Consider the following 19,576-nt stretch of genomic DNA (forward strand, 5'->3'; position numbering starts at 1 on the left):
TCGCACGAACTTCGACGTCGACCCGTGATGGGTTCCAACATGATACTTATCCAGCCCGAGGGTTCCACCCCGGTTGGAAGATGACTGGTCAGCCGCCCGAATGCATGAGATCGGCGCCGGCGGGGACGAGGCAGTCCTCGGGATCGTCGAGCCAGCCCTCGGGCAGGGAGACCTTGCCGGGCGAACCCTGCCGTCCGCGCGGGCCCTCGGCGTCCTTGGGGAACGGGACATCCGTGGGGAGCCGGACGAGCAGCCCGTCGAGTTCGTCGAGCGTCGACACCATGGCCATGGCCACCCGCATGTCCGAGCCGGCCGGGAAGCCCCGCAGGTACCAGGCGACGTGCTTGCGCAGTTCGCGCAGGCCCTTGCCCTCACCGTGGTGGTCCGCGAGCAGTTCGGCGTGCCTGCGGATGATGGTGGCCACCTCGCCGAGGGTCGGCGGTGTGGGCTCGGGGGTGCCGTTCAGGGCCGCACTGAGCTCGGCGAACAGCCAGGGCCTGCCGAGGCAGCCGCGGCCGACGACGACACCGTCGCAGCCGGTCTCGGCCATCATCCGCACGGCGTCCTCGGCGGCGAAGATGTCGCCGTTGCCGAGCACGGGGACGTCGGTGACGTGCTCCTTGAGGCGGGCGATCTCGCCCCAGTCTGCGGTGCCGGAGTACCGCTGGGCGGCGGTCCGGGCGTGCAGCGCCACGGCCGCGGCGCCCTCCCCGGCGGCGATCCGGCCGGCGTCGAGGTGGGTGTGGTGCTCGTCGTCGATGCCGACGCGGAACTTCACCGTGACCGGGATGTCGGTTCCCTCGGTGGCCTTGACCGCGGCCGCGACGATCCTGCCGAACAGGGTCCGCTTGTAGGGCAGTGCGGCACCGCCGCCCTTGCTGGTGACCTTCGGGACCGGGCAGCCGAAGTTCATGTCGATGTGGTCGGCCATGTTCTCGTCGACGATCATCTTCGCGGCGGCGTACGTGGTGTCCGGGTCCACCGTGTACAGCTGCAGGGACCGCGGCGACTCGGTGGGGCCGAAGGTGGTCATGTGCAGCGTGGCCGGCTGCCGTTCGACCAGGGCCCGCGCGGTCACCATCTCGCACACGTACAGGCCGGAGGTGCTGCCGGCGCGGGCGGTCTCCAGCTCCCGGCAGAGGGTGCGGAATGCGACGTTCGTGATGCCGGCCATGGGGGCGAGCACGACGGGGCTGCGCAGCTCCAGCGAGCCGATCTTGAGTGAAGACATGTGTACCTCGGTAGGAAAATGACTGTGCCCGGCACCGAGTTCGGTACCGGGCACAGGATAGCTGGGTCGGTCAGGAGGCCTGCTGTTCGCGCTTGGCGGCCTCGCGGGCGAGCATCCGGTCGCGCTGCTCCTCGAACTTGGTGGCGTTCGATCCGAGCGTCTCGAGGAACGCGGCCAGCGTGTCGCGGGCGCGCTCGCCGGCGTCGGAGAAGTCGTTGCGCTCGAAGATCTGCCACTTGCGCAGGACCGGCATGACCACCTCGTCGAGGTGCTGGCGGAGGTCGTAGATGCCGTGCTTCGCCATCAGGACGCCGTTGCGGCGGAAGTTGGGCATGCCTGCGCCGGGCATCTCGAAGTGCGTGACGACGTCGGTGATGGCGGCCATCGCCTGGTCGGGGGAGACGTCGAGGGCTGCGCCGCAGATGTTGCGGTAGAAGATCATGTGCAGGTTCTCGTCGGCGGCGATGCGGGCGAGCATCTTGTCGGCGATGTCGTCGTTGCAGGCCCGGCCGGTGTTGCGGTGCGAGACGCGGGTGGCCAGCTCCTGGAAGGTCACGTACGCGACCGAGTGCAGCAGGCCCTCGGTGTCGCCGGGGGAGGAGTAGCCGTTGGTCATGTGGATCATCCGGGCCTCTTCGAGGGCGACCGGGTCCACGCTGCGCGTCACGACGAGGTAGTCACGCATCACGATTCCGTGGCGGTTCTCCTCGGCGGTCCAGCGGCCCACCCAGGTGCCCCAGGCGCCGTCCCGGGAGAAGTTCTCGGCGATCTCGCGGTGGTACGAGGGCAGGTTGTCCTCGGTGAGGAGGTTGGTGATCATCGCGGCCTTGGCGACCTCGTCCAGGCGAGACTGCTCCGGATCCCAGTCGTCACCACCCAGGAAGGCGAAGTTCCGGCCCTCGTCCCACGGGACATAGTCGTGGGGGTGCCAGTCCTTCGCCATGGACAGGTGTCGGTTGAGATTGGCTTCGGCTTCGGGCTGCAGCTCCGTGAGCAGCTCGAGCTGGGTCAAATCTCTGGCCATTTAACTTGCCTCCATGTATCCGTGGAAATCGGCTCGGAGCGCCAGCCTACGGCACCGTAACCTTGCGGTGTTGTGGTTTGCAGTGCCCACAGCCTGGGCCGTTACCGCCAGGAGCTGGACTGTTCCCGTTGTGGCATCGCGGGCGCGGCTCAAATCGTTACCGATATGAGTCGTGGTCGGAAGGGCCGGAACGCGCGAACGGCGGCCCCGAAGATGGGTGCCGCCGTTCGCGCAGAAGTTGCTGGCCTACTTGCGGCCACCACCGAGCAGTCCGCCCAGCAGGTCGCCGATTCCGCCGGCCGCGCCGCCGCTGCCGCCGAGCAGTCCGCCCAGCACGTTGCCGAGTCCGCCCGCCGACTGGCCGCCGCCGCCGAGCAGTCCGCCGAGCAGGTCGCCGAGCCCACCACCCGACTGTGCCTGCGCGGGAGCCGCCGCACCGCCGCCGCCGAACTGCTTGGCGACGTACGCCAGGACGATCGGCGCGAGGATCGGGAGCAGCTTGCTCACCAGTGAGCTGTCACCCGCGCCGCCGACCCCGCCGAGGGCGCTGACAACCTGGTTGGTGTTGTCGCCGAAGACGTTGCTGACGATCTTCTCGCCGTCCGCCGCGTCGACCTGGTCGATGTCGATGCCGCCTTCGAGCAGGCCGTCGTCGGCATGCTTCTGCAATGCGCTCTCCAGCGAGGCCGCGCCCGCAGGGTCCTGTGAGTTGGCCTCGAGTCCGCCGACGAGCGTCGGGATCGCCGAGCGGACCGCGGTCTCCGCGGTGGCCTCGTCGACGCCGAGCTTCGCGGCGATCTGCCCGATCGGGATCTGAGACAGAAGGTCGTCAATGGAAGCCATGTATGCCCCGCCTTGTAGTGGGCGTCCATCCCCGAACGCCCGGTTCGCTGACATTAGCGGACGGCAGCCCCGACATGGTTCGACCTGGCAGGCGTGTTGTCGGGCGAAAGTAGTGCAGCTACCGCAGGATTCACGCCACGGGCGGGCCCGCCCGTGGCGAGCGTGGGGAGGATCAGGCGGGCTGGTGCTGCAACTTGTCGGCGGAGGCCGGCTCGTGCCGGTTCACCCGCATCAGGCCGAGCGCGCCCACGCCGGCGATGATCGCGCCGGCCGCCACGGAGACGGCCGCCGCGGTGGTGGTGCCGGGCGGGTAGTTCATCGCCAGCGGGGCGGCGAGCAGGAAGAGTCCGAGTGCCACCAGGCCCCAGTGGCTCGAACGCGACTCGGTGGTCATCGCCCACAGGCCGGCGGAGTACGCGAGCATCCCGAGAATGAGGATTGAACCTGTGATCTGCTCGTCGCCCTGCACTGGTAGCCACAGGCTGAGCAGGATGAGGGCCACACCGGTGACTACTACCAGGATGTCGCGTCTGACCTCGCGGGCGTGTTCCGAATCCAACATGACGGCCTCCCTCGCGCCGGATCCACTGTGACCCCATTCTGATCCCAGTTCGGGTCCGGTGTCGACCCGTGCGCGCGGGCGGCCTCTCGGCTAACGCTGGGCGGTGTTGCGAAGCCGAGTCAAGGTGCGCGCCGCGGCGTCTCGTGAACGCCGGGCACCGGGACGGCTGCGGACCGCGTCGAGGTACGCGCGGGAGAGGTCCTCGACACTGTCGAACCCGTCGGGCAGTCCGGCATGGCTGTTCACGATCTTCCGGACGAGTCGTCCCAGGCCGGCCGCGTCGTCGTCGTCCAGGGGGGATGCGTCGAGACCTTCGAGGGTGCGGAGGGTGATGTGACCCAGTTCGGTGTCGGTGGCGCGGGTCCTGGCCGAGTCGGCGACTCGGGGTCCCGGGCAGTCTTGCTGGAATGCCGCCGCGCGCCTGGGGGTGAGGGTGGGGTGGAGCCTGACGTCGGAGGGGCTCATGGCCACGCACCGCCTTTCCGGTTCCTAATTGGGCGTTCGTCCAGTTCCCATTTTCGAATCATGTTGACCGATAATCGAAATGGCCGTTCCATGCCGTGTTCTGCCTCTAAGTGGTATCAGAGCAGCGGCCCTCAGGGAACTGTGCCATTCGGGCGCGACGTCCCGTTGCGGGCAGGTTGGTCGGTTTTCCGTCCCGTACGGCCGGGGGTGAAGGGCGCTCTGCCATGCCGTAGCTGCGGCCAATCTTGCTTTGCTGCAACGGTTTACGGGTTTCAATGAGGATTCGCACCGGGTCGGGCGGCGCCGGTTGAATCGTGTCCGGAATGTGACCATTCGCACACGGGCAGGGGCGACGAGCTCGTTGCCTCGGACGCTTGGTGCACTTTCGTCCCGCCAGGCGGGGCSTGGYTCGACCGGGCGTCCACGAGACGTGAACGGCTCGGGTGCGCACCCCCTGCGGCGCACCCGAGCCAGTTCAAAGCATACCACCTGGTGTGTTCTTGCGGAAAGCTTTCTTACTTCTGAGTAGGGTCAGCGCAGTTGGTTGACGCAATTGTGGTGCGTCCGGGCTAGGGTGACCACGGGGTCCTGATGGGCCCGGCGGGGGCGAGTACGGGGGCAGCACGTTTCGGAGGCGGACAAGCTCACATGGCACGTCAACAGGAACGCGCGCGTCGGACTCGGGCCGCGATTGTCGAGGCGGCGGCGGTGGAGTTCGCCCGTCGTGGTTACGCGGCAGCGTCGGTGAACGCGATTCTCGAGGGCTCGCACGCCACCAAGGGAGCCATGTACTTCCACTTCGAGTCCAAGGAAGAGCTGGCGCGGGCCGTGCTGGCGGTCGCACTCGACCGGTACACCGACTCGACGGACCGCTGGAAGAGGGTCGATGCCGACCCGTTCCAGGTGCTGCACGGCATCATCGTCGAACTCGCCGAACGATTCGCCTCCGATCTCATCGTCCAGGCGGAGTTCCGTCTGATCGTGGAGCCGGAGTTCTACGAGGAGGTGCGCTCGGGCGGCAGTCAGGTCTGGGGGCACACGGCGCACGAACTGGTGCTGCGGGCGGAGGCCGAGGGGTTGCTGCGTGAGGGCGCCGACCCCGAGTCGTTCACCCGGGTGCTCGGCGCGGCTCTCGCCGGCCAGCGCTACATGCTCGACCTCACCACCGACACCACCGAACTCGGCGAACGGTTCGAGGAGGCTCTGGAGGTGGTGCTGGCGGCCATGGCGTCGCCGAGCTGGCTCGAGCAGTGGCGGCGGGACGGTTGGCTGGACCTGCGCGAGGCAGCGGGGCGCCCGGCCAGCGAAAATGGTCCAAAAACCGACCCTGACCAGCCGATTTGAGTTTCTCCGCTGATGTGTCCTAAGCTATCCCAGCTCCCAACGGAACGCCGTTGAGGGTACTTGCCGGAGAGATCCGGCGGCGCCCCCTTCGTCTAGCGGCCTAGGACGCCGCCCTTTCAAGGCGGTAGCGCGGGTTCGAATCCCGTAGGGGGTACGGATTAACAAGTTAGACGCTCCACCTGATACATTCTCTACCGGTTACACCGAGTGCTTCTGACACAAGCACTCCAGCAAGGCCCTGTGGCGCAGTTGGTTAGCGCGCCGCCCTGTCACGGCGGAGGTCGCGGGTTCGAGTCCCGTCAGGGTCGCAAAGCATTGTTCTCAGTCAATCGACTGAGGACAATGCAGTGCGACAGAAGTTCAGTGCGATAGGCATTCAGTTCGGGTGCCGTCCGGCCAGGTAGCTCAGTTGGTACGAGCGTCCGCCTGAAAAGCGGAAGGTCGCCGGTTCGATCCCGGCCCTGGCCACCAAGATCGAGAACAGACCCGAGGTTCAGGAAACTGAATCTCGGGTTTTTTTGTGTCCGGGGAAGGTTTCGCGCCCGGATCTGCCGGTATGGCGTACCTCACAGGCCCTCTTGGGTGCTCCCGGCGCGGCTCGCGCAGATGGCGTCGAAGGCCGTTCGCGACCCCGAAAGGGCCCCCGATGCCGAGCATGTGTCGACTGTCACTGTCGTGTCACGGCAATGACTGGGAGGTGCTCCCGTGCGGGGTTTCGACTGCCCCGGTTTCCGTGGGGGCGCCCTGTGCGCGAACCGGTTCGTTACAACGTGGTTTTCGACCCCGCCAAGTTGGCTCCGTGGACCTGGAGTTCGTGACGGTCGCCGCGCGGGGGCCCCGGTGGCGGGTGGTCAGGCGTTGGCGGACCAGCTGTCCGGCCCGAACACCTCGTAGTGGATCGCGTCCGCGGGCACGTCACGCGCGAGCAGCGAGTCGCGAACCGCGAGCATGAACGGCAGGGGCCCGCACAGGTACACCTTGGTGCCCGCCTCGATCTCGATGGTCGACAGGTCCGCCCGGCCGCTGTGCGTGGTGCCGCCCGGCAGTCGGGCGCCGAGGTCCTCGTACCAGCGGTGCATCGTCGCAAACGGGACGCGCTGCACCAGTTCGGTCAGCTCGGCCCGATGGGCATGGTGGGCCGGTGAGCGGTCCGCGTGCAGGACGGACACCGTGCGCCGGTCGTCGGTGTCGGCGAGATGGTTGAGCATGCCGATCATCGGGGTGCAGCCGATCCCGGCAGACACCAGCAACAGGGGCGCGTCGTCCTGCTCGAGTACCAGGTCGCCGAACGGGTGCGAAACCGACAGGCTGTCACCCTCGAAGACGTTGTGGTACAGGAAATTCGACACCTCGCCAGCCGGCTTCTCGGTACCATCCGGCGCGACACCGCCAGGGACGGCCTTGACGCTGATCTGCCACTCGGTCGCCGACGGCGCCCCGACCAGGCTGTACTGGCGGATCTGGTGCGCACCGTCGGGGAGCGGCACACTCACCGAGATGTACTGCCCGGGAAGGTAGTTCGGCAACGGTGTGCCGTCGGTGGAGGTGAGGACGAAGGAGACCGTGTCCGCGGACTGCAGGACCCGCCTGCCGACGGTGACGGTCCGCCAGACCTGGCCGGCGGGGACCCCCGCCTCTGCGTAGAGGTCGGCCTCGATCCTGATCAGGGTGTTGGCCATCAGCCAGTAGACCTCGTCCCAGGCCGCGGCGACCTCGGGCGTGACCGCCGCGCCGAGCACCTCGACGATGGCCTCGAAGAGGTACTTGTGGACGATCTCGTACTGGTCGGCGGTGATGCCGAGCGAGGCGTGCTTGTGGGCGATCCGCGACATGATCACGTCGGTGCGGTCGGCGTCGGGGCTGACCTGCAGTGCGGCGAACGCGGCAATGGCGCCGGCGAGGGCCTTCTGCTGCTCGCCCTGCTTCTGGTTGCCGCGGTTGAACAGGTCGCGTTCGAGTTCGGGGTGGGCCGCGAACAGCTTCGAGTAGAAGAGCGTGGTGATCTCTTCGATGGCCGCGCCGACGGCCGGAAGGGTCGCGCGGATGACTTCGGTGGACGCTGCGGAGAGGCTCATGACCAGAACGTATTTAATTGGCATCTGAGAGTCCAGTTAATGTGACGCAGTCCACTACCGTCTGTAGTAGTTGTGGGTGCCGGTCCGGGAGGCGCAGGTGGCGGGGTCAGTGCCAGCCGGTCAGCCGGCGCCGGCTGGTGAATGTTCGCGACTCCCCGCTGTACGGGTCCTCGAAGGTCAGGGACCTGGCCAGCAGTTGCAGCGGGTTCGAGTAGTCGTCCGGTGCGACGTCGAGCAGCCGCGGGTAGAAGTCGTCGCCGACGATCGGGATGCCGAGCGAGCTCAGGTGCACGCGCAGCTGGTGCATCTTCCCGGTGTGGGGGAGCAGTCGGTACCGCGCCCGCTCGCCGCGGACCTCGAGCAGTTCGACCCGGGTCTCGGCGTTCGGTTCGCCGGGTACTTCCTCGGCCTGGATTGTCCCGCGCTGCTTGATGATTCGGCTGCTGATCGTCAGTGGCAGGGTGATTGACGGGTCGTATCCGGCGATTGCCTCGTACTCCTTGCGCACCCTGCGCTGGTCGAACAGGGACTGGTAGGGCCCACGCGCCTGTGGTCGGACTGTGAAGACCAGCACGCCCGCGGTGACCCGGTCCAGTCGATGCGCCGGGGTCAGTTCCGGCAGGTCCAGGTCGCGGCGAAGTCGTACCAGTGCCGACTCCGCGACGTACCGGCCGCGCGGTGTGCTCGCGAGGAAGTGCGGTTTGTCCACCACCAGGAGGTTCTCGTCGCGGTGCAGCAGTTCCACCTCGAACGGGACCCGGGCCTCGGTGGGTGGGTCGCGGTACAGGAAGACGAAGCTGTGTGGCCGGTATGCGGTGGTGGCGGTGACCGGGCGCCCCTCGCTGTCCACCACCTCGGCGGCGGACACCTTCTCGAGCAGGCGTGCGGTGTCGTCGGGGAACCGGGCGAGCAGGTACTCGAGGACGGTCGGCCACCCGCCGTCGCCGGGCAGCCTCAGCCGGGTGGGGTTGAGTCCGTTGCGGACGGGGAGCGGGATGGCGGGCACACCGTAACGGTATGCCTGAGCTGTGACGTCCCTTCGTGGGCCGCGACCAATTCTGATCGTGGCTGCGCATAATCCGCAGAACCCGGGAATTCGCGCTGTGCCCCGGCTATGTTGACGTCGCTGTCCGGGGCGACAGCTGCGCCGGACAGCGTGTGGCGCATTCACTCGATTGGCAGGAGTTCGAATGAAACGACGACTGGGTACCGCCGTCCTTCTGGCCTCGGTAGCTGCACTGACGCTGCCCGCCGGGGCTTCGGCGGATGTCGTCAGTACCTGGGGGACGATGACCTTCACCGGTGGTTCGCAGGCATACACGGGCACCCTGACGCTCGGCGACGGCTTCCCGACGGCCACCATCGCAAGCGACTCCAGGGCCGCGGCCGGCGTCGAGACCGGTGCCGGCACCTTCCTCAACGCCGCGACGCCTGTGGGTGCGAAGTACGGCACGAGCAAGGGCCGTCAGTACCTCAACCTGCGTCCCAAGGTCGATGCGAACACGCCGTCGATCACGACCTACACCTTCAGCTCGCCGACCCCGGCCAGCGGCTGGACGTTCGTGCTCGGCGACATCGACGCCGACAAGGTCGTCGTCTCGGCGACCAATGCCGCGGGAGCGGCGGTGCCGGCGTCGGCGCTCGGCTTCAAGTCGACGTTCAACTACTGCGGCGGAACCCCGTCGCCGTGCGTCGCCAACGCCGACCTGCCCAGTTGGGACGGCAACGGCACTCTGACCGGCAATGCGGCGGCCGGCGACACCGATGGTGCCGCAGCCTGGTTCGAGCCGACGGTGCCGCTCAAGACGCTCACCTTCACCTACAGTCAGCGCAACGGCCAGCCCACCTACCAGACCTGGTTCGCGTCACAGAAGCAGACGGGTCCGGGTGCTCCGGGTGTCGGCGCGGGGTCGACCGACGACCTCTTCGGTTCGCTCGGTGATCTGTTCGACGCAGTCCCGACGGGCAGCTCCACCTCGGGCGGCATCACCAGCGGCCAGAACTGACCGCTCGTGACGGCTGAGCGGTAGCCGTACCGAACGACGTCGGCGCGGTCCCCCCGGTGGGCTCGTCTCGAACAGGTCGTGCGGCGGCGGCACCGGCGCCGGGTTCACCAGGTCCGCCGGCACCGGGACCTCCCGGTCGCCGTCGGCGTCGGCCTGCCGAAGCGTGCGGCCGTCGATCCAGAGCGTGCCCGTCGTGCCGGAGACCCTGGTCGTCATCAGCATCGGCCCCCAGGCGCCGACGGTGCTCTGCAGTACCCCGTCCACCCCGGAAGCGGTCCGGAAGTGCACCGTGAAGCTGTCCTCGGCGCCGCGTCCCTCCGCGTCCGCTCCCCGGTCGGCCACCACCGGCAGCCCGGCGCTGACCATCTCGAATTCACCCAGGGTGCTTCGGATCTGGTCGATCATGTGGGTGCCCTGCGCGCCGAGCCAGCCACCGCCGCTGGCGGCGTCGGTCCACCAGTCCGGGGCTTGGCTGGACGGGTCCGCGAACATCGGCAGGTGCATCAGGAACGTCGCCAGTCGGGGTGTGCCGATGGCGCCGGCGGCCACCTGGCGGCGCAGCAGCGCCTGCTCCGTCGCGTACCGGAACTCGGTGCCGATCTGGTGCACGACGCCGGCGCGCTCGACGGCCTCGAGCATGGCGCTGGCCTCGGCGAGGTTCGCCGCGAACGGCTTCTCGCACACCACATGCAGGCCGCGCTCGGCCGCCTCGATGGCCAGTGCGGCGTGCGTGTGTGGGGGAGTGGCGATGGTGACGGCGTCGATGTCGGCGGCCCCGAGCGCTTCGTCGAGGGAGGTGACCGCGTGCTCGATGTCCATCCGCCGCGCCCGTTCGGCGGTGCGCGCACGGTCGCGTCCGATCAGGGCGCGCACCTCGAAGCCGGCGTCGCGGAACGCGGGCACGTGTGTGATGCAACCGAACCCGGTGCCGATCACGGCCAGCCCCAGCGATTTGTCCGTCATGTCTCTTCCTGACTGAATTGAGTAGTTGTCGGGCGCGACCGGCGGGAGGTTCTTCGACCGGTCATTCCGTGCAGGTGGACCGCAGCGCACTATTTAGTGTACGACACTTAAAATTGCTGCGGCGTAATGGTATTCGTAAAGTTGTCATGTGTCATTCGACGCTCATGTAGCGTCCGGTCGCATCGAGAGCCGGGGCCGCAGGAGGCGCCGGATACGAGTGATTTGGAGTCAGATTGAAGCGACGTATCGTTGCGAGCCTCATGTTCGCAACCGCAGGAATCCTGTTGGCGCCCGCAGCCGCACACGCCGCCCCCGGACAGGTGATCTGCCTGCCGGGCCAGACCCACACCGAGGGGGGACTGGCCTGTAACACCTCCGCGCTCGGTTCAGCCGCGCAACCCACGCCGATCACGCGGACCGAGGCCGCCGACAACGGTTCCAGCAACTTCGCCGCCGGCGTCGCCTTCGACTTCGACGACCTCGAAGACCTGATCAGGTCCCTCTCGGGCGGGATCCGGAGCGGCCAGCAGTAGCCGGCATACGGACGGGTGCGGGCGCTGATCGATTGGATCGGCGCCCGCACTCGTATGCTGGACGGATGACGAAGTGGACCACTGAGGACATCGTCGACCAGCGCGGACGCACCTACGTGGTGACCGGTGCGAACAGCGGGCTGGGGGAGGTGGCCGCGCGGGCGCTCGCCGCGTCCGGCGCGCATGTCGTGCTGGCCTGTCGAGACGTCGGGAAGGGCCAGCGGGTCGCGGCCGAAATCGGCGACAACGCCGAGGTCCGCAGGCTGGACCTCGCGGACCTGGCCTCGGTCCGGGATTTCGCCTCCGGGATCGAGAAGGTCGACGTCCTGGTGAACAACGCCGGCGTCATGGCGGTTCCCCGGCGCAGCACCGCAGACGGTTTCGAGATGCAGGTCGGCACCAACCACCTGGGGCACTTCGCGCTCACCGGCCTGCTGCTCGACCGGGTCACCGACCGGGTGGTCACCATGTCCAGCCTGGCGCACAAGCTCGGCACGGTCGACCTGGCCGACCTGAACTGGGAGCGCCGTCGCTACCGCCGATGGTCGGCATACGGGCAGTCCAAGCTCGCCAATCTGCTGTTCACCTACGAGCTGCAGCGGCGGTTGACCGCCGCCGGATCCAAGGTGAAATCCGTTGCCGCGCATCCCGGCTACGCGTCGACGAACCTGCAGTCGCACACCGAGTCGGTGTGGGACCGACTGATGGGCATCGGTGACCTGTTCGCGCAGAGCGCCGAGATGGGTGCGCTGCCCGAGTTGTACGCGGCCACGGCGCCCGACGTCTCCGGTGGCACCTTCATCGGGCCCGACGGCCCGTTCGAGCAGCGCGGCTACCCGAAGGTGGTGGTGTCCAACCGCAAGTCGCGCGACGAGTCGATTGCCCGAGGCCTGTGGGCGCAGTCCGAGCGCCTCACCGGCGTCCACTACTCGTTCGGGAGTTGAGTTCGTACACATGGCGATTCGCAGACTGAACCATGCCGTCCTGTTTGTCTCCGACCTCGAGCGCAGCCTCGCGTTCTACGTCGACGTGCTCGGCTTCCGTCCGCTGCCGGGCGGATTCCCGGGCGCGGCCTTCCTGCAGGCCGCGAACTCGGCCAACGACCACGACCTCGGCCTGTTCCAGAGTCCGAGCGGGCCGAGTCGGGCGCGTCAGGGCGACGTCGGCCTCTACCACCTGGCGTGGGAGGTGGACACCCTGACCGACCTCGCCGAGATGCGCGAAAGGCTCTCCGCGGCAGGGGCCCTGGTGGGTGCGAGCAACCACGGATCAACCAAGGCGCTGTACGCGAAGGACCCCGACGGCATCGACTTCGAGGTCTGCTGGCTGGTTCCGGACACCCGCATCGAGGAGGAGTTGGTGCCCGGGATGCCCCCGACCCGCCCGCTCGACATCGTGGCCGAGATCGCCCGGTACGGCGCGGACACCCCGAGCGGGCCGCGCACCGACCATGCGGTGTGGGCGCGGCTGTTCGCCGGTCGCTAGCGCGCGGCTGGATCAGCTCGGCGTCGGGGAGTAGTGCTGCGGCAGGTCCCGGCGCTCGGCCGGCGGCAGGTTGCGCGCCGGCGTCTGCACCAGCGGGGCGGCGGCCGGTAGCTCGCCGCGGGAGCGCTGCCAGGCGGCCCGGGCACGCGGGTGGAAGCGCCGGTCGAAGGGCAGCAGCTTCCAGGACCACGCCACCGCCCGCCCGAGCGCCACCAGGGCAAGTTCGTCCGCGCGGGACCACTTGTACCCCAGCCGTTTGCGCACCGGGTCCGGGTACATCCCGACGGTGAGCCAAACGTATCCGCGGGCCACCGGGATGCGGGCCAGACGCCACAACGGCGCGGGCAGCCAGGACATGAACGGCGGCCGCTCCAGCCGGCCGATGTCGAGGACGTCGCGGGTGGCCTTGTTGTCCTCGAGTGCGTTGGCGCACATGTCGTTCCAGTACTCCTGGAAGGACTTCCAGTCCGGCGGGACGTTGCGCATGGTCATGCCGTACAGCCGGTACCATTGGATGCTCTCGGCGTAGAGCCGTTCCTTGTCCGACTCCGTGAGCCGGTCGCCGAAGTACTTGTTGACCGCGATCGGGCCCATCGCGAAGGTGGCGTGCGCCCAGTAGAACGTCTCGGGGTTGAGGGCGCTGTACGGTCGGCCCTTCTTGTCGATGCCCTTGATGGTGCGGTGGTAGCCGCGGATCTCCACGGCCGTCTGCTCGGCCCGTTCACCGTCGTAGACGACGCCGTAGATCGGGTATAGCGAGCGGTAGAGCCGCTCCCAGCGCTCGTCGAAGAAGAGCGAGTGCTCCTCGACGCCCGCCCCCAGTTGAGGGTGCATGTTCTGCATCGACCCGGCCCACAGTCCGAGCAGGATGCCCCGCCAGTCGCCGAAGTACTTCCAGGTCAGCGATGTTTCGTCCAGAGGTACCGCGAGCTCGTGCGCCATCGACACTCCCATGTTCAGCCCACCCTCGATGGGGTCGACGCTAGGAGTGACAACGCACGTTGTCAACAGTGGGCGGGGCATCCTGCGGCCGGTCGGGTCAGAGGGTGACGACCATCTTCCCGGTGTTCTCTCCGCGCATGAGTCCGATGAACGCGGCCGGCGCGTTCTCGAGGCCGTGCACGGCGGTTTCGTCGAACTGGATCCGGCCGTCGGCCAGCCACCGCGTCATGTGGTCGCGGAACTCCGGGGCGAGGTGCTGCTGGGAGCCGACCAGGAAGCCGCGCATGGTGATCTCCCGTCCGATCGCCGCGGCGAGGTTGCGCGGCGCCGCCGGCGGCTCGGTGCTGTTGTACTGGGCGATCGCGCCGCACAGGGCGATGCGTCCGCCGTGGTTCATCGCGCCGATGGCCGCCTCGAGGTGCTCGCCGCCGACGTTGTCGAAGTAGACGTCGATTCCGTCCGGTGCCGCCGCCGCAAGCTGGTCGGAGACCGGGCCGTCGCGGTAGTCGAAGGCGGCGTCGAAGCCCAGGTCGAGCAGCCGCGCCACCTTGGCGGGTGAGCCGGCGCTGCCGACCACGCGGCCGGCGCCGAGGAGCTTGGCCATCTGGCCGACGAGGGAGCCGACCGCGCCGGCGGCGCCGGAGACGAAGACGGTGTCGCCCTCGCGGAACTGAGCGATCGAGGTCAGTCCGGCGTACGCGGTCAGGCCGGTCATGCCGAGCGCGCCGAGGTAGGCGGAGGCGGGCGCCACGGTGACGTCCACCGGACGTGCGGACGCGGCGGGGACCACCGCCAGCTCACGCCAGCCCAGACCGTGGACGACGGTGCTGCCGACCGGGTGCGACGGTGCGCGGGAGGCGATCACCTCGCCGACCGCGCCGCCGTCGAGCGGGGCGTCGAGCGCGAAGGGCGGCAGGTAGGACTTGACGTCGTTCATCCGCCCGCGCATGTACGGGTCGACGGACATCACGATGTTGCGGACTAGGAGCTGGCCGTCCTCGAGCTCGGGGACGGGCACCTCCGCGAGCCGGAAGTTCTCCGGCGTCGGCCAGCCGTCGGGCCGGGAGACGAGCTGGATCTCCTTGCCGGTGACGCTCATTCGCCGGCCTCGGCGATCACGAGGGCGACGTCGATGTTGCCGCGGGTGGCGTTCGAGTACGGGCAGACCTGGTGGGCCTTCGCGGTCAGCTCCTCGGCCTCGGCGCGAGCGAGGTGCGGCAGGGACACCTCGAGGGTGACCTCGAGGCCGAATCCGCCGCCCTCGAGCGAGCCGATGCCCACCCGGGCGCCGACCGCGGAGTCGGCGACGTTCGCCTTGGCCTGGCGGGCGACCACCTGCAGCGCGGAGTGGAAGCAGGCCGCGTAGCCGGCCGCGAACAACTGCTCGGGGTTGGTGCCTTCGCCGGTGCCGCCCATCGCGACCGGGATCGCGAGGTCGAAGTCGAGCCGGCCGTCGGACGAGCGGGCGTGCCCGTTGCGGCCGTCGCCGGTGGCGAGCGCCTCCGCGGTGTAGAGAGCCTTCATGGTGTGTCTCCTTGGTAGGGGAATCGGTGTTGGTAGGGGATCTGTGCCGGCCGGCGATCAGGAGGTGGAGCCGTGCAGGGCCGCGACGACCCGGAGCAGTGCCTGCCGGAGCGCCAACAGCTCCTCCTCCGACATCCCGGTGGCCGCCGCGAGCTTGCGGGGAATGTCCGCGGCGCGCTCGCGCAGGGCGGTGCCGGCGTCGGTGAGGTGGATCTCGACGCGTCGCTCGTCGCTGATCAGGCGCCGACGCTCGACCAGGCCGAGGCCCTCGAGTCGTTTCAGCAGCGGCGAGAGGGTGCCGGTGTCGAGGCCCAGCTCGTCGCAGATCTCGCGCACCCCGCGACCGTCGCGCTCCCAGAGGACCAGGAGCACCAGGTATTGGGGGTAGGTGACGCCCAGCTCGTCGAGCAGCGGCCGGTACGCCGCGGTGGCCGCTCGGGACGCCGAGTAGAGGGCGAAGCACACCTGTCGGTCGAGGGCGAGATCGTCGGTCACGACGAGGACGGTAGTGCACGGTTCAGTTGTGCGCAATCTATGTGGTCGGCCGCACACTCGCCCACCCCGCGGGGCCGCGGTGGGATCCGCGTGACCCGGACAGTCCCGTTGACGCCCCAAGCGCCGGGAGTTGGGGTCGGGCCGTGTTCAGGATCTCGACTGCTGATCGATCGTCCAGCGGGAAGGCGCCGTTTGTGCCGGCTTCCGTGAACCAGACGTTGACCAACTCCCGGGGCTTCTCCGGGTGCTCCGCAGCCGGGTTGTTGACCTCCGCGCGATCGACGTCGGTGTGGTCCGGGGGACAGTCCGAGGAGGAACCTCAGTCACCGCCTTGACCTGCACCGGATGCACCAGGACCGCGCGCGACGGTATCCCTGGCTGTTTTGGCGGAGGTAGGATGGCGAGATTCCGTGCAGTTGCGCCAGTTGCGCCAGTTGCGCCAATTGCGCCAGTCGCGCGGCGGGGGCGGGTGCGGTCGCGAGCAATCCCTCTCACGTGGGTACGCGCATCCGAACAGCGGCGCCCGTCACGAAATGGCCGGTTGCCCCATCGTGTTCGCAGGGCCCCTCGCCGGTCCCGAAGCAATGCGCCGACGGAAGGAACTGAGCATGAAGATCGTCGTCATCGGAGGCACCGGGCTGATCGGCTCGACGCTCGTCGCTCGCCTGAATGAGGCTGGCCACCAAGCGGTTCCGGCCGCACCCAGCACGGGCGTGAACACGCTCACCGGTGAGGGAGTGGGGGAGGTGCTGCAGGATGCGAACGTGGTGGTCGATGTCTCCAATTCGCCGTCGTTCGCCGACGACGACGTCATGAACTTCTTCCGGACCTCCACCACGAACCTGCTCGAGGCCGCCGCCGCGGCCGGCGTCGGACACTACGTCGCCTTGTCGGTGGTCGGTGCGGATCGGTTGCCGGAGTCCGGGTACCTGCGGGCGAAGGCGGCACAGGAGGAACTGATCAAGGGATCGAACCTGCCCTACTCGCTGGTGCACGCGACGCAGTTTTTCGAATTCGCCGGTGGCATAGCCGATTCCGCCACTGTCGACGGCGAGGTGCGGCTCCCGGGCGCAGGTGTGCAACCCATTGCCGCGGACGAGGTGTCATCGGTCGTGGGCCGCACGGCGGTGGGCACTCCGCTGAACGGCACCGTCGAGGCCGCGGGTCCGGAAGTGTTCGGCATGGACCAGTGGATCGGCACAGTACTGGCCGCGCGTTCCGATCCGCGCACGGTGGTCACCGATCCCGGGGCGCGGTACTTCGGGGCGGTGCTCGGGCCCGAGAGCCTGCTGCCTGGCCGTGATGCAGAGCTGGCGCAGACGCGACTGTCGGAGTGGCTGGCGCGCCAGTGACATCGGTGCGCTCACTGCCGGCACCGGCACCGGCACCGGCACCGGCACCGGCACCGGCACCGGCATTTGCGGGCGACTGCACCGGTCCCGAGATTCACCTGGCAAATTGCCAACCACGCGGCCGGTTACAGGCCGTTGTGAATCGCCGACGAAGTTGTCATTGCTCCGAAGCTCGAGGCCGACGGCGATGCCGAGCAGTCCGAGCGCCTTGCGCATCCGGTGATTCCCCCCGGAGTATCGCCATGCCGTGCCAGGTTCAAACCATCAGAACCGCGCCACCTAGCGCTGGAAGTCAGAGCCTGAGACGTCAGAACCGCCTACCGTCCCCAGCCGCCGCCGTTGAACGGGATTATCTTGGTACGCGTCCCATCAGGATGACGAGGGGCCACCGATGAGTACCTGCTGGCGGCCCGGTCGCGGAGCAAGTTTCCAGGGCGAAGGAAACCTAGAACTGCCCGGATCCACCAGAACCGAGAACGAACCTCCGGCTGTCCAGGACGGGGATCCGGGATTGGCTCCTGCCTGACATAGCGGTCCATACGCAGACTCTAGGCGCGCGGACTCCCAAACCACACAGACTTTGGCCTGGGCCTGTGGGTGTTCGCCAGCCGGCCCCAGCCGAGGCGCCGCACTTCTCGCCACGTCAGCGAGCGCCTCCCGCGCCCGTGCCCCAGTGCATTTACCGGGAACGGTCCTCCATGAGTGACAGGTTGAGCGACGGCACCGCAGCCGCCGGCCCGTCACGCCACAGCAGGGCGGCCTTGCGGCGGTAGCTCCGGGCAAAGCCGTGGAGGAGGACGAAGCGCGGCACGGCCGGGACCACGCGCAAGATCACCTCGCGGCCATCCGGTTCGAGCCCGTCGATGACCCAGTGTCCTTCAGCGCCGAGTTCGGCGAAGCTCTTCGGCTTGACGAAGTGCTCGTGCTCGACGGCGAGGTACTCGGCGGTGGTGATGGTGGCCGCGACGACCGGCATCATCTCGAGCTCTTCACGCCGCAGGTGCGGCAGCAGGACGTCGCCCAATCCGGCCAGCGCGACGAGCAACTGTTCGCGTGCGGACCCGTCGTCACGGTAGGCGTGTGCGGCCCCTTCCACGGCGGCGACCGCCGGGGCAATCCGTTTGTGGTCTGCGTCCATCTGGTCGAGCAGCGCACCCGCCGACGGGTTTCTGGACCGGATCAGCGGCCACAGTCCGACATCTTCACCGGTGTGGTGAATGTGCAGGAAGCGCATCATCCAGAGCATGTGCGCGGCGAGCTTGCGGCGACGTCTCCCGTCCGGGTACGGCCGGCTCTCGAGTACCATCCGGGTTCGTTCCAGGTCCCGGCGCAGCGCGCTGTGGACGATCCCCATGCTTCGTGTGTCGGCGGGCTCATGCAGGTTGGTCTCCATGGCCCTCTCCTTTCACTCTTCCAGTGCCAGAAGCCTGATGATGGCTCCGGCAAGCCAATCCTCGTACTGCCCAGGGTTCCAACCGGCGCTGCCGGTCAGGAGCTCGTAGACCTCCACCGTGATCACGGCCCATAGCCCATCGCTCTCGGTGGAGCTCAGGTCACGACCCGTTATCAACGCCCCGGCCACCTGCACAGTCATGCGCTGGCGGCGCCGCTCGTCCTCCAGCCTTGACGCGAGTGCCGGCTCCACGGCCGACGCCTCACGCAACGCCCCCATCAGCCCCATGGTGCGTCCATTTATGCCGGTGACCAACGCCGCGGCCGCCGCGGCACGTTTCCGGTGTGTCCCGTGGGCAAGTGCGGCGAACTCCGGGCGGTCCATCAAGGCCACGGGCTGATCGTCGCCGACCACCGCCATGTCGAGGACCTGGTTCAGCAGACCCGGCTTGGAACCGAAGTTGGCGTACACCGTCTCGAATGACACACCCGCCGCGCTTGCGATGTCGCGCATCCCGGCGGACCAACCGCGCTTACCGAACAGGGCGGTGGCGGCAGCGAGAATCCTCCGCCGGGTCTCCTCGGCCTGACGTCGTCGAAGCGTCGAGTCGTACCGTCTTTTAGTCCTCGCGGAGACCGATGCAGCGCGGGGTCCGTCTGCGCCCATGTCCCTATTGTGTAACTTTCTTGCTTTCAATACCAGTGCTGACAAGCCAAATTAGCGGTCGGTCGGCGGGGTCGGTGTGAATCGCCAGGCGCGAGGGAGCGTCTCAGAAACGGCCGACTGTGACCTTCAACTGACAGTGATGGACCGGGCCGAGTGAGCGGCAGCCAGTGCCGGCGGTGGGCCGCTCCAGATTTACATCACTCAGGGACTGCCTGCGAGCGTAGGTGCTCGGCGAATTTACGCGCTGCCCGCAGATCGTTGATGTCTGGCCGTCCCTTTCTGATGCCGCCGACGAGCTTGAACGGCAGGTAGGTGTCGAACGCCCGGCAGGAGAACGTGTCGACCACCTCGAGCCCCTTCTGCGCGAGTAGTCGTTCGAGAGAACGGTTGTAACGCCGCAGCGGAGGTTCGGGAAGGCCGCTGGTGGAGAACAGGAACGCCGCGGTTGCAGGCTGCGGCGGGAGGGCCCTGACGAAGTCTCGGAGCTGTGGGTGGAACGACATCTGGAAGATCCCGGACCCGAATCCCACCAGGTCGTAGCCTGCCAACGCGCCTGGATCGACCTGCTCGGGAGCCATGACCGGCGCCGACAGCACCCCGCCCATGACTTCGGCGATCTTTCTGGTGTTGCCGTGCGAGACGGATGTGCACACGATCAGTGCCTTCACGATGA

Annotated in this window: 20 protein-coding genes and 3 tRNA genes; 8 read left to right on the forward strand and 15 right to left on the reverse strand. The window is 68.2% G+C overall.

The features are described from left to right. Positions 1-88: 88 nt before the first annotated feature. The 5 genes from dusB to AC1DWC_RS09090 all read right to left on the reverse strand — a co-directional run bounded on the left by dusB (position 89) and on the right by AC1DWC_RS09090 (position 4,125). On the reverse strand, positions 89-1,231 hold the full coding sequence (gene dusB / locus AC1DWC_RS09070) for a tRNA dihydrouridine synthase DusB (RefSeq protein ID WP_477907337.1): 1,143 nt from the start codon (positions 1,229-1,231) through the stop codon (positions 89-91). 70 nt (positions 1,232-1,301) lie between these two features. Beyond that, complete coding sequence (locus AC1DWC_RS09075) at positions 1,302-2,255, reverse strand: acyl-ACP desaturase (protein ID WP_072843014.1); 954 nt, start codon at positions 2,253-2,255, stop codon at positions 1,302-1,304. Between the two features lie 246 nt (positions 2,256-2,501). Then, positions 2,502-3,098 carry a DUF937 domain-containing protein gene (locus tag AC1DWC_RS09080; RefSeq protein WP_477907338.1) on the reverse strand — a complete coding sequence of 199 codons (597 nt, stop codon included), beginning with the start codon at positions 3,096-3,098 and terminating at the stop codon, positions 2,502-2,504. A 172-nt stretch (positions 3,099-3,270) separates the two neighbouring features. Continuing rightward, complete coding sequence (locus tag AC1DWC_RS09085; RefSeq protein WP_477907341.1) at positions 3,271-3,660, reverse strand: SPW repeat domain-containing protein; 390 nt, start codon at positions 3,658-3,660, stop codon at positions 3,271-3,273. Between the two features lie 90 nt (positions 3,661-3,750). Beyond that, positions 3,751-4,125, reverse strand: a complete 375-nt coding sequence (locus tag AC1DWC_RS09090) for a hypothetical protein (protein WP_477907343.1) — start codon at positions 4,123-4,125, stop codon at positions 3,751-3,753. Positions 4,126-4,773: 648 nt separating this feature from the next. Here AC1DWC_RS09090 and AC1DWC_RS09095 point away from each other — a divergent pair. From AC1DWC_RS09095 to AC1DWC_RS09110, 4 genes are all read left to right on the forward strand, one after another. Then, positions 4,774-5,469 carry a ScbR family autoregulator-binding transcription factor gene (locus tag AC1DWC_RS09095; protein WP_477907344.1) on the forward strand — a complete coding sequence of 232 codons (696 nt, stop codon included), beginning with the start codon at positions 4,774-4,776 and terminating at the stop codon, positions 5,467-5,469. Between the two features lie 81 nt (positions 5,470-5,550). Beyond that, positions 5,551-5,623 (forward strand) — tRNA-Glu (locus AC1DWC_RS09100). 80 nt (positions 5,624-5,703) lie between these two features. Then, positions 5,704-5,777, forward strand: a tRNA-Asp gene (locus AC1DWC_RS09105). 86 nt (positions 5,778-5,863) lie between these two features. After that, positions 5,864-5,940 (forward strand) — tRNA-Phe (locus tag AC1DWC_RS09110). A 380-nt stretch (positions 5,941-6,320) separates the two neighbouring features. Here AC1DWC_RS09110 and AC1DWC_RS09115 read toward each other — a convergent pair. From AC1DWC_RS09115 to AC1DWC_RS09125, 3 genes are all read right to left on the reverse strand, one after another. Further along, positions 6,321-7,544 (reverse strand): globin domain-containing protein, encoded by a 1,224-nt coding sequence (locus tag AC1DWC_RS09115; protein WP_477837172.1) that lies wholly within the window; start codon positions 7,542-7,544, stop codon positions 6,321-6,323. 106 nt (positions 7,545-7,650) lie between these two features. Next, a complete protein-coding gene (locus AC1DWC_RS09120; RefSeq protein ID WP_477907346.1) occupies positions 7,651-8,550 on the reverse strand; it encodes a pseudouridine synthase in 900 nt (299 codons plus the stop codon). Positions 8,551-9,409: 859 nt separating this feature from the next. After that, on the reverse strand, positions 9,410-10,513 hold the full coding sequence (locus AC1DWC_RS09125) for a Gfo/Idh/MocA family protein (protein WP_477907348.1): 1,104 nt from the start codon (positions 10,511-10,513) through the stop codon (positions 9,410-9,412). Between the two features lie 260 nt (positions 10,514-10,773). On the opposite strand from AC1DWC_RS09125, the gene AC1DWC_RS09130 reads away from it, so the two are divergent. The 3 genes from AC1DWC_RS09130 to AC1DWC_RS09140 all read left to right on the forward strand — a co-directional run bounded on the left by AC1DWC_RS09130 (position 10,774) and on the right by AC1DWC_RS09140 (position 12,531). Further along, positions 10,774-11,046, forward strand: coding sequence for a hypothetical protein (locus AC1DWC_RS09130; protein WP_477907350.1), 273 nt, complete (start codon positions 10,774-10,776; stop codon positions 11,044-11,046). 65 nt (positions 11,047-11,111) lie between these two features. After that, entirely contained in the window at positions 11,112-11,990 is an 879-nt protein-coding gene (locus AC1DWC_RS09135) for an oxidoreductase (RefSeq protein ID WP_477907352.1), read from the forward strand. A 10-nt stretch (positions 11,991-12,000) separates the two neighbouring features. Further along, a complete protein-coding gene (locus AC1DWC_RS09140) occupies positions 12,001-12,531 on the forward strand; it encodes a VOC family protein (RefSeq protein ID WP_477907353.1) in 531 nt (176 codons plus the stop codon). Positions 12,532-12,543: 12 nt separating this feature from the next. On the opposite strand, the gene AC1DWC_RS09145 is transcribed toward AC1DWC_RS09140, so the two are convergent. The 4 genes from AC1DWC_RS09145 to AC1DWC_RS09160 form a co-directional block, all read right to left on the reverse strand. Beyond that, positions 12,544-13,473 carry an oxygenase MpaB family protein gene (locus tag AC1DWC_RS09145; protein ID WP_477907355.1) on the reverse strand — a complete coding sequence of 310 codons (930 nt, stop codon included), beginning with the start codon at positions 13,471-13,473 and terminating at the stop codon, positions 12,544-12,546. Positions 13,474-13,570: 97 nt separating this feature from the next. Continuing rightward, positions 13,571-14,572 (reverse strand): NADP-dependent oxidoreductase, encoded by a 1,002-nt coding sequence (locus AC1DWC_RS09150; RefSeq protein WP_477907357.1) that lies wholly within the window; start codon positions 14,570-14,572, stop codon positions 13,571-13,573. Further along, positions 14,569-14,997, reverse strand: a complete 429-nt coding sequence (locus AC1DWC_RS09155; RefSeq protein ID WP_072843001.1) for an organic hydroperoxide resistance protein — start codon at positions 14,995-14,997, stop codon at positions 14,569-14,571. Before AC1DWC_RS09155 ends, AC1DWC_RS09150 begins: the two co-directional genes overlap by 4 nt. A gap of 57 nt (positions 14,998-15,054) precedes the next feature. Further along, complete coding sequence (locus AC1DWC_RS09160; protein WP_072843000.1) at positions 15,055-15,492, reverse strand: MarR family winged helix-turn-helix transcriptional regulator; 438 nt, start codon at positions 15,490-15,492, stop codon at positions 15,055-15,057. A 608-nt stretch (positions 15,493-16,100) separates the two neighbouring features. Between AC1DWC_RS09160 and AC1DWC_RS09165 the strand changes: the two genes are divergently transcribed. Then, positions 16,101-16,844, forward strand: a complete 744-nt coding sequence (locus AC1DWC_RS09165; RefSeq protein WP_477907593.1) for an SDR family oxidoreductase — start codon at positions 16,101-16,103, stop codon at positions 16,842-16,844. A gap of 679 nt (positions 16,845-17,523) precedes the next feature. Here the strand turns inward: AC1DWC_RS09165 and AC1DWC_RS09170 are convergent. From AC1DWC_RS09170 to AC1DWC_RS09180, 3 genes are all read right to left on the reverse strand, one after another. Further along, positions 17,524-18,237, reverse strand: coding sequence for a hemerythrin domain-containing protein (locus AC1DWC_RS09170; RefSeq protein WP_477907359.1), 714 nt, complete (start codon positions 18,235-18,237; stop codon positions 17,524-17,526). A gap of 12 nt (positions 18,238-18,249) precedes the next feature. Further along, positions 18,250-18,903: a TetR/AcrR family transcriptional regulator gene (locus tag AC1DWC_RS09175; protein WP_477907362.1), complete on the reverse strand. Its 654-nt coding sequence runs from the start codon at positions 18,901-18,903 to the stop codon at positions 18,250-18,252. Between the two features lie 197 nt (positions 18,904-19,100). Beyond that, on the reverse strand, positions 19,101-19,571 hold the full coding sequence (locus tag AC1DWC_RS09180) for a flavodoxin family protein (protein ID WP_477907364.1): 471 nt from the start codon (positions 19,569-19,571) through the stop codon (positions 19,101-19,103). Between the last annotated feature and the right edge of the window lie 5 nt (positions 19,572-19,576).

The organism is Rhodococcus sp. P4_C10 (genome assembly GCF_056402135.1).

Bases quoted from the DNA above. Each gene is read 5' to 3' on its own strand.
- AC1DWC_RS09170 (WP_477907359.1), bottom strand. From the start codon at position 18,237: ATGGAGACCAACCTGCATGAGCCCGCCGACACACGAAGCATGGGGATC.
- AC1DWC_RS09085 (WP_477907341.1), bottom strand. From the start codon at position 3,660: ATGTTGGATTCGGAACACGCCCGCGAGGTCAGACGCGACATCCTGGTA.
- AC1DWC_RS09175 (WP_477907362.1), bottom strand. From the start codon at position 18,903: ATGGGCGCAGACGGACCCCGCGCTGCATCGGTCTCCGCGAGGACTAAA.
- AC1DWC_RS09130 (WP_477907350.1), top strand. From the start codon at position 10,774: ATGTTCGCAACCGCAGGAATCCTGTTGGCGCCCGCAGCCGCACACGCC.
- AC1DWC_RS09095 (WP_477907344.1), top strand. From the start codon at position 4,774: ATGGCACGTCAACAGGAACGCGCGCGTCGGACTCGGGCCGCGATTGTC.
- AC1DWC_RS09150 (WP_477907357.1), bottom strand. From the start codon at position 14,572: ATGAGCGTCACCGGCAAGGAGATCCAGCTCGTCTCCCGGCCCGACGGC.
- AC1DWC_RS09140 (WP_477907353.1), top strand. From the start codon at position 12,001: ATGGCGATTCGCAGACTGAACCATGCCGTCCTGTTTGTCTCCGACCTC.
- AC1DWC_RS09145 (WP_477907355.1), bottom strand. From the start codon at position 13,473: ATGGCGCACGAGCTCGCGGTACCTCTGGACGAAACATCGCTGACCTGG.
- AC1DWC_RS09125 (WP_477907348.1), bottom strand. From the start codon at position 10,513: ATGACGGACAAATCGCTGGGGCTGGCCGTGATCGGCACCGGGTTCGGT.
- AC1DWC_RS09155 (WP_072843001.1), bottom strand. From the start codon at position 14,997: ATGAAGGCTCTCTACACCGCGGAGGCGCTCGCCACCGGCGACGGCCGC.
- AC1DWC_RS09135 (WP_477907352.1), top strand. From the start codon at position 11,112: ATGACGAAGTGGACCACTGAGGACATCGTCGACCAGCGCGGACGCACC.
- AC1DWC_RS09115 (WP_477837172.1), bottom strand. From the start codon at position 7,544: ATGAGCCTCTCCGCAGCGTCCACCGAAGTCATCCGCGCGACCCTTCCG.
- AC1DWC_RS09080 (WP_477907338.1), bottom strand. From the start codon at position 3,098: ATGGCTTCCATTGACGACCTTCTGTCTCAGATCCCGATCGGGCAGATC.
- AC1DWC_RS09165 (WP_477907593.1), top strand. From the start codon at position 16,101: ATGAAGATCGTCGTCATCGGAGGCACCGGGCTGATCGGCTCGACGCTC.
- dusB (WP_477907337.1), bottom strand. From the start codon at position 1,231: ATGTCTTCACTCAAGATCGGCTCGCTGGAGCTGCGCAGCCCCGTCGTG.
- AC1DWC_RS09090 (WP_477907343.1), bottom strand. From the start codon at position 4,125: ATGAGCCCCTCCGACGTCAGGCTCCACCCCACCCTCACCCCCAGGCGC.
- AC1DWC_RS09075 (WP_072843014.1), bottom strand. From the start codon at position 2,255: ATGGCCAGAGATTTGACCCAGCTCGAGCTGCTCACGGAGCTGCAGCCC.